The following is a 6,195-nucleotide window of genomic DNA, read 5'->3' on the forward strand; positions in this document are numbered from 1 at the left end:
CTGCGCGCGGGTGATTTCAGTCCAGGCCATCTTGATCTCATCAGGTTATCGCAAACCCATGAATCATAATCCACTGAAATCACTCAACTCATTTTCGGTCAGACACTAAGACTTCCTTCCACTCACGTGAAAATATCACACCATCAAATCCCGGGACTAAATACCTAGATAATCGTTATTTATAAAATTAAGATAGGCAGGTGGGTGTGCAAATAAAGTCTATTCGCACACTAAAAATATTAAGCAGATCAATTCTTAATGTGCTGCGTCTTTTTCGAACACCACACACGCAAAACTCGCCGCATCGTCCATGCTGCCTTTGCCGTCATAGCGGGCAACGGCTGGCCAGGCGCAGAGGGGGCGGGTACGGGTTACCTTGCCGTCTTGCACGCGCGCGGCAATCAGTTTGTCCGGGGCGGTCTGGTGGCTCACCCAGTTATCAATCGCGCCCAGTTTGCTGAATGTGTCACAGCCAGCGCCGCCATAGCAGTGGCCCATGCCGGGGATGGTTATCAGACGCATGGTATCCTTTGCGCTGCCGCCGGCATTTTTCATCACGGCCTGATAATAGTCTGCAAGTTGTTCCGGGTTGTGGCCGTCATTCCAGCCAATATACATCAGCAGTTTGCCACCGTGCCGGAAGAACGGGGTCAGGTTGTCATCCACATGCAACAGGGGGCCAGCGGCCTGCGTGGCTTTGGCAATGTCGGTATCCCAGTTCAGGGTTGTCCAGTCCCAGTTCGGGTTCTGGAACGCTGCGTATTTGAACAGATCAAGTGCCACAGGGAAGGCTTGGCCGTCCGCAGAAAAACCGTCCTCGCTGCCTTTGGCCGGGCCGGGGAAAATAACCTGATGCGTGCGCCGGTTAAGCGGGCCCTGATAAATCTGTTCAGCAGACTGCACTTCAGATGCTGTCAGGCAGTTTGAGGTGTCCGCGCACTTGCAGAGCAGGTTTTTGGGTTCAAAATGGCAGGCATCTGGTTCATCCAGAAAACCCTGCTTTTTGCCAACAGGTGTTGCGCAGGCATTCATCACAGCCTTGTTCAAAAGCTGGAATTTCTCGCGGGAGACCCGCAGGGCAGGGTTATGGTAGCTCATCCACCCGGCCCAGAGCTGCTCGGCATTGAAATTCACAATCGGGTTGGGCGGTGCGCCGGCAACAATGCCATCGTAATCTTCGGGGAAGCGTTTGGCTTCAATCAGGCCTTCCAGCCCGCCCAGTGAGCAGCCAATCCAGTAGGCATGGCTAGCGTTCTGGCCATAGAAACTATGGATCAGCGTTTTGGCGGTGGTGGTCATCAGGTGGTCGGCGCGGTAGGCGTAATCCACCATTTTTTCCGGGTGGCCGAGGGTAAAGCGGCCGCCTTTCCCTTCCGGCGTGCTGTCGTCATGCCCGGTATCCGTACTGGCTACGGCATAGCCTTCTCTCACACCGGTTTCCATCCCCTGATACATCAGGGAGCCTGCCCAGCCGAAATTCCCAACGCCCAGAAAACGCCCATTCCAGCTCTTTAGCGGCATCCAGACTTCAATGCGGATGGCGGAGTCAGACGAGGGATGCAGCGTCGCGGCAACCCGGCAAAAGGCCGGTGTGCTGCCGCGTGTGGGTTTGCCCGCCACATTCATGCCGGGTGCTGACATAATGCGTGTCAGTTGCGTCTGGGGTGCTTGCCATTGCCCGGCTTCTACCGTCTGCACGATTGTAAAGGTCGTGTCAGGCAAGGCCTGCTGGGCCAGATCGGCACAACTGGTGGCGTGGGCGTTTCCCGGACAAAGGAGGGGAACGGAGACCGCCAGAACAGCCGCCGCCAGACACAGTGTTTGTGTGCGGTGGGCCAGAGCAGGCTTCAGAGAAGCACGGGAAGGCATGGGAAGCTCCTGTTATTACGAGACTGAACGCTACGCCTGACAGACCATAGGAGAAGCCTCTTGATCCTGCCAGAATTGGGAGGCAGTCTGCACGGCACAGAAGAGATGTTAAAATTGCCCGGCTGCGGGCGCGGAGTGCGTTTCATGCAAAAGACTTTTGTTGTGGCAGCAGGCTTGCTACTGGCTGCACCCTCTCTCGCGGCTCAGACGGTGAAGCCAGCAGTTGCGGCTTCCATTGAGGAGGAGGGATCTGTGCAGCAGACACAAAAGGGCGTGGCCGCAGCGCAGGCTTTTCTCGGCACGTTCGATGCGCAGGGAAAGGCTTCGGTGCAGTTTCCGTTTGTGGCGCAAAAATCTGCTGTGCTGGCGCGCTTCCGTCGCACAACACCGGGCGGCCCGGCTGAACCGGTGACGAGCGCCAATGCAAACGCTCCCGCCGCGCGCGGGCCGGGTATGGGGCCGCCGGGCGGCTTTATTGGTGAGCAATATGGCAAGGCCATGTGGTCCAACTTCCCAGTGAGCGACGTGCCTCGCTCCGGTCGCCAGATGGGCAGCCTGACGGAGCCACAGCACGCGGCGGCCATGGCGCTTCTGAAAACCCTTTTGAGTGAGAAAGGGTTTCAGAAAGTGCAGGACATCATGGGGTCGGATCAGGCACTGACGGATGCGGGCACCAATTTTGCCTCCGGGAAAGCCGTTTACACCATCGCCATTTTTGGAGAACCGAGTGCCACAACGCCGTGGATGGTCCAGTTTGGTGGCCACCATCTGGGCCTGAATATTGTGATTGATGGCGCACATGGTGTCATGACGCCCACGCTGACAGGCGCACAACCTGCGGTGTATCAGACAGGTGGCAAAGCCGTGCGTGTTCTGGCCGGCGAGAACGACAAAGCTTTCGCCCTGCTGGATGCCCTGACGCCTGCCCAGCGCAAACAGGCCATTCTGCCTTACAAGGTGGAGGATCTGGTGATGGGACCGGGGCATGATGGGGAAACCATTGTGCCGGAAGGGCTGAAAGGCTCAGTCATGACGCCCGCACAGAAAACGCTGCTGCTGGATGTGATTAGTGAATGGGCGGGCATTATCAATCCGGTTTATGCCGCCCCGCGTCTGAAAGAAATTGAGAGTGATCTCAATGAAACATGGTTTGCATGGAGCGAGCCGACCACCCATGCGCCGAACCGTAACGGCTCTTCCTACTACCGTATTCAGGGGCCGCATCTGGTGATTGAGTTTTCTCCACAGGGCGTAGGGGGTGATCCGACCCTGCATGTGCATACGATTTATCGGGACCCGACCAACAGTTACGGCAGCCGGTTTACCGTCAAATGAGTGTGCGCGTGACCTTACCCAAAGTAGTGCTTATTGGCGGACTGATGTGTTTGGCCGGAGTTCATCCAGCCTCGGCCCATCGGCTGGACGAATATTTGCAGGCCACAACGGTTGATCTGGCGCGGGAGGGCGTGACGCTCCGTCTACGCCTGACACCCGGCGTGGATGTAGCGGGCCGGGTGATCCCGCAGATTGACAGGAATGGGGATGGTGTAATTTCGGCGGAGGAGCAGCAGGCTTATGCGGGTCGAATTGCACAGTCTCTGAGTGTTACGCTGAATGGAAAGTCGGTTTCCCTGCGTGCAGAGTCAGGCAGTTTTCCCACGCGTTCTGCCATAAAAGGCGGAGAGGGGGTTATTGCACTTCAGTTTTCTGTGTCCGGTGTTTTGCAAAAAGGGACTTATCATCTGGCCTATACCAATCACGGGGCCGGGCCTGATACGGTGTATCTGGTGAACTGCCTGCAACCGCAGGACCAGGGTGTTCAGGTGCAGGGGCAAAAACGATCAACGGATCAGGCCTCCTATCAGCTTGATTTTACTGTGATGCAGTAAGGGCTCTGTTTTAAAACTCTGTCTGGCTCGTCCGACGAGTTTCTTCATCCGACTGTGGCGCATTAACCGGAGGCGTCGGATCCCGATAAGGACGCCTGACAGAAACAGGCAGAGCACACCACTCAGGAGCGGCAAGGCTACGCCCCAATGTGTGGGGGCATCGCGTAACCACGGCCAGAAATCGAGATCGTGAAAACTCGTAAACTGGCCAGCGTGACTGGCGAGCGGGCTTATCCAGCATGGCAAGCACAGCGCTGGACTGTGCATCCAGATAGATCAAGGTACCGTCTGCGACCTGCGCACGCCAGACGGGGAAATTCCGCTGATGTGTCGGGCGGCTAAAGTAATAGGCATCTGCGCTGTTAAGAAAGGCCAGGTTCTCTGCTGTTTTGAGCAAGCCTGCGGGGCGTAGAAACTGGACAAGTTGCTCTTTGCTCAGAGGAGCTGGAGCAAGTGTTACGTCCAGCCTTTGGGAGCCGGATTTTTGCCGGACTTGCAGGAAAACATACTTATCCAGAAAGGTTTTTTTACGCTGGTCCAGCCTGCGGGGGCTGCGGTGCTAAGCTCAGGACCCATTGATATGGGCGGCCGGATGTGATGCAGGCTCCATTATGAGACTGAAGATGAGTGACATGTATTGGCTGACGGACGAGTTGATGGAGCGTCTGCGCTTGCCAAAAGGCGTCGTTCAATAGCCACTTCGGAAACACCGGCTTCGTTCCAAAAGCGGGGTAATTGGGTTCGCCTACAATGTCGGCTTTTGGGAAACCATCATAACAGCTTCGGTGTCTGAGATGAGGGCGTAAGCGGACTATTTCCTGAGCCTGATGATTCCGAGTTCGTGCCACATCCACCCGAAATCGTAGGCAGCCATGGCACCGCCACTCCCTTGGGCGCGGACCGTAGTGTTTTCGATATCCTTCAACCAGATGGCCACCTTTTTACGTCCTGAAGCTGTCTGGACGGCCTGGCGCGGCGTCATATCCCCCAGGGCCGGGACTGGCTCATCAAGCACCTGCCGATAGTGCCGCTCCAGCATCTGCCCGATAATCCGGGCTTCCTCCTCGGGCGGGATCTGCAGTTCTGGCGAGACCTCCCGTCCAAGCGTCCCCCGGTCTTCCATCGCCTGCGCCGGCGTCATGATCTGCGTGAGCGGAGCGCGCACGAGATCTCCCAGACCAGCCTGCAGCATGGCACGACCACGTTCGGCACGCTCTTTCGAGTTCACCTGCAGCCGCAACTGCCGCCCCTTCAGATCCAGCGTGCCCAGCACGATCGCACCATCATCCATCTCCGTGCGCAGGAACCGCCCGTTTTCATCCCGTCCAGCCTTGCGCACGGGATCGCTCATCGGCTCTTTCAGCCAGTTCCAGAATGACCGGTTTTCCGGTCGCAGGGCCATGATCCCGTCAAGCACGTCCGCCACTGTCTTCTGCGTCACGCCCTTTGCCAGCGGAAAACACACTTCATGGAAGATCAGATCCTCTCCGTCCCCATTGAACAGCGCTGGCCCCTCCATCAGTCGGGCCATGTCCTCCAGTGTCCGGAACAGCCAGGTCAGCGTGAACATCGGCGCAAGCTCACGCAGGGTCTGCGTATCGACTTTCGGAAACTCGGCCTTGCCCCGCCGCTTCCGAAGCACCTTGTAAAGGTGCGTCGCCAGATCTTCGCAGGCACCCCGTGAATAGGCGAGCAGCCCGCCTGCCAGAATGGTCTTTCCATCGGACGGCACGAGACGTGCTGCAATCCGGTCCCACTGTTCCAGTGTCCGGGTTGCCGTGCCTTCATGCACCAGAACCGGATCACCACCCCGCAGCAGGTCTCGCGCCATCAGGCTCTGGCCGGGTTTGATGTCCGAGACTTCATACAGGCTCATGACCGAAGCCTTGAGGGCACGCATATAGGCGCTGTTACGCGGCCCTTCCTTCCAGCCCCGACGCTTGAGGTAAACGTCCACGAAGTTCCGGCCATCATCCCAGTCCTGCCCGAGAAAATCCTCGAAGGCGCAGCCCCACAGCGTCATGGCAACGTCGGGGCCGATCATCTCCGCCAGATCCTCGAAGGAGATGTCGCCCGCTTCCAGCGCCGGACCGATGTGATCGCCGAGCACTTCGCCAAAACACTCCTGCCAGTCCTCCTGACCGAGATAACGGATCAGTCCCGTGAGTTCGTCTGCGGCCATGGCTGCTCCTGCGTCTCCTGATACGGACAGCAGAGGGGCAGACTGTCCTGACTCGACAAGCCTAGAATGATACCCCGAAACAGGCGACAGGGTGCCTCGCTCTTCAATCACGCATTTGTGAAAGTGGACAAAACTGCGCCCCGGTACCTTTTCGTCTGTTTCCTATGTGTTTCCTGCGCGGGATTTCGGGCAACAAAAAACCCGCCTCAAACGGGCGGGTTTATCGTGTCCTATCAAGGACTTACGTTTGGTTGC

General features: G+C 57.5%; 4 protein-coding genes. 2 read left to right on the forward strand and 2 right to left on the reverse strand.

All coding sequences use genetic code 11. The annotated features are described in order from the left end of the window. Positions 1 to 255 precede the first annotated feature (255 nt). Positions 256 to 1,869: a tannase/feruloyl esterase family alpha/beta hydrolase gene (locus tag GOB86_RS14435; protein WP_165993300.1), complete on the reverse strand. Its 1,614-nt coding sequence runs from the start codon at positions 1,867 to 1,869 to the stop codon at positions 256 to 258. 144 nt (positions 1,870 to 2,013) lie between these two features. Between GOB86_RS14435 and GOB86_RS14440 the strand changes: the two genes are divergently transcribed. Beyond that, positions 2,014 to 3,204 (forward strand): DUF3500 domain-containing protein, encoded by a 1,191-nt coding sequence (locus tag GOB86_RS14440; RefSeq protein WP_165993302.1) that lies wholly within the window; start codon positions 2,014 to 2,016, stop codon positions 3,202 to 3,204. A 44-nt stretch (positions 3,205 to 3,248) separates the two neighbouring features. Further along, complete coding sequence (locus GOB86_RS14445) at positions 3,249 to 3,758, forward strand: EF-hand domain-containing protein (protein ID WP_194301212.1); 510 nt, start codon at positions 3,249 to 3,251, stop codon at positions 3,756 to 3,758. 811 nt (positions 3,759 to 4,569) lie between these two features. Here GOB86_RS14445 and GOB86_RS14450 read toward each other — a convergent pair. Next, positions 4,570 to 5,940, reverse strand: a complete 1,371-nt coding sequence (locus GOB86_RS14450; RefSeq protein ID WP_165993306.1) for a hypothetical protein — start codon at positions 5,938 to 5,940, stop codon at positions 4,570 to 4,572. Positions 5,941 to 6,195: the final 255 nt, after the last annotated feature.

It is taken from the genome of Acetobacter lambici (assembly GCF_011516885.1).
In the GTDB taxonomy this organism is placed as follows: Bacteria; Pseudomonadota; Alphaproteobacteria; order Acetobacterales; family Acetobacteraceae; genus Acetobacter; species Acetobacter lambici.

Excerpts from the sequence above, each read along its gene's own strand:
- GOB86_RS14435 (WP_165993300.1), bottom strand. The coding sequence starts at position 1,869 with ATGCCTTCCCGTGCTTCTCTGAAGCCTGCTCTGGCCCACCGCACACAA.
- GOB86_RS14440 (WP_165993302.1), top strand. The coding sequence starts at position 2,014 with ATGCAAAAGACTTTTGTTGTGGCAGCAGGCTTGCTACTGGCTGCACCC.
- GOB86_RS14445 (WP_194301212.1), top strand. The coding sequence starts at position 3,249 with ATGTGTTTGGCCGGAGTTCATCCAGCCTCGGCCCATCGGCTGGACGAA.
- GOB86_RS14450 (WP_165993306.1), bottom strand. The coding sequence starts at position 5,940 with ATGGCCGCAGACGAACTCACGGGACTGATCCGTTATCTCGGTCAGGAG.